The sequence below is a fragment of the Nakamurella sp. genome (assembly GCF_048594475.1).
GTDB lineage: Bacteria > Actinomycetota > Actinomycetes > Mycobacteriales > Nakamurellaceae > Nakamurella.
Genome location: NZ_JBMDXT010000195.1, coordinates 1 through 1504 on the forward strand (window position 1 = coordinate 1; position 1504 = coordinate 1504).

Here is a 1504-nt window from a genome sequence, read left to right on the forward strand (position 1 = left end):
GCTGCCGGTGTCCTCGACGGTGACCTCCACCCCGGGATGGCGACGGTGGAACGTCACGAGCGCGTCGGCGACGACCGGTGCGGCCGCCGCCGACCCGATCATGCCCAGCCGTAGGCGGCCGGTGAGCACCCCGGCGAGCGCGGTCAGCTCCGCGGCGGCCCGGTCGAGTTCGGCCAGGATGTGCCGGGCACGGGGGAGCAGCAGCCGACCGGCGGGCGCCAGCGAGACGGACCGGCTGGTCCGGTCGAACAGGGTCACCCCGGTTTCCCGTTCCACCTTGGCGATCTGGTGGCTCAGTGCCGACTGCACCACGTGGCAGCGGGCCGCCGCGCGGGTGAAGTTGAGTTCCTCGGCCACTGCGACGAAGTACTCGAGCTGCCGTCGGTCGATCTCCACCATCAGTCGATCATATCGATCGTTGGGATCTGAAACATGTCTTGGACAGATTGAAGCGCGGATCCGAGCATGGAGACATGACGACGAACGAGGGCCTGGTGCGGGGCCGCCGGATGCTGCTGTTCACCCTGTTGCTGGGCGGGTTCACCGCCTTCGGTCCGCTGTCGATGGACCTGTACCTGCCGGCCTTTCCGTTGCTGGCCGACGAGTTCGGCACTACGGAGGCCGCGGTGCAGCTCACGCTGACCGCGGACGTCGCCGGGCTGCTGATCGGCCAGCTCATCCTGGGTCCGCTGTCGGACCAGTGGGGTCGTCGCCGGCTGCTGCTCGGGTCGACCCTGGTGTGCGCGGTCGCGTCCCTGCTCTGCGCGCTGGCCCCGTCGATCGGCTGGCTCGTCGCCTGGCGGTTCCTGCAGGGCGCGGCCGGCGCCGGCGGCATCGTGCTGGCCCGGGCCATCGCCGCCGACGTGGCCCGGGGCGTCGCCGCCGCCCGGCTGTTCTCCCTGTTCATGACGGTATCCAGCGTGGCGCCGATCCTCGCCCCGGTGATCGGCGGCGTGCTGCTGTCGCTCACCGGCAGCTGGCAGCCGATGTTCTATCTGCTCGCCGGCGTCTGCCTGGTGCTGACCGCCGTCGCCGCCAAGGCCATCCCGGAGACCCTGCCCGTCGAACGCCGGCACGCCGGGGGACTGCTCCAGACCGCCCGCGCCTTCGGCACCCTGGCCCGGGACCGGATGTTCGTCGGGTACGCGCTGACCGTGGCCTTCGCCTACGCCTCGCTGTTCGGCTACATCTCGGGGTCCTCGTTCGTCCTGCAGGAGACGTTCGGGCTGACCGCGATGCAGTTCAGTCTGGTGTTCGCGGCCAACGCCGCCGGGATGATCGTGCTCGGCCTGGTCAACGCGCGGCTCGTCCGCCGGTTCCCGGTGCGGCGGCTGCTGCTGGTCGGCCTGCTCGTCTCGGTGGTCGCCGGGATCGGGCTGCTGCTCGTGCTGGGTCCCGGATGGGGCGCCGGGCTCGGGGTGGTCGCCGTGCTCGTCCCACTGTTCGTGGTGGTCGCCACCCGCGGCCTGATCTCGGCCAACGCCACCGTGCTGCGCTACGCCAC

General features: G+C 71.3%; 2 protein-coding genes. One reads left to right on the forward strand and one right to left on the reverse strand.

Annotation, left to right across the window (positions count from 1 at the left end; translation table 11 throughout):
* Positions 1-399 (reverse strand): LysR family transcriptional regulator (locus ACOJUF_RS09235; RefSeq protein WP_420121566.1); only part of this gene is annotated, 399 nt, incomplete at its 3' end.
* Between the two features lie 74 nt (positions 400-473).
* On the opposite strand from ACOJUF_RS09235, the gene ACOJUF_RS09240 reads away from it, so the two are divergent.
* A partial coding sequence (locus tag ACOJUF_RS09240) for a multidrug effflux MFS transporter (RefSeq protein ID WP_420121567.1) occupies positions 474-1504 on the forward strand: 1031 nt, incomplete at its 3' end.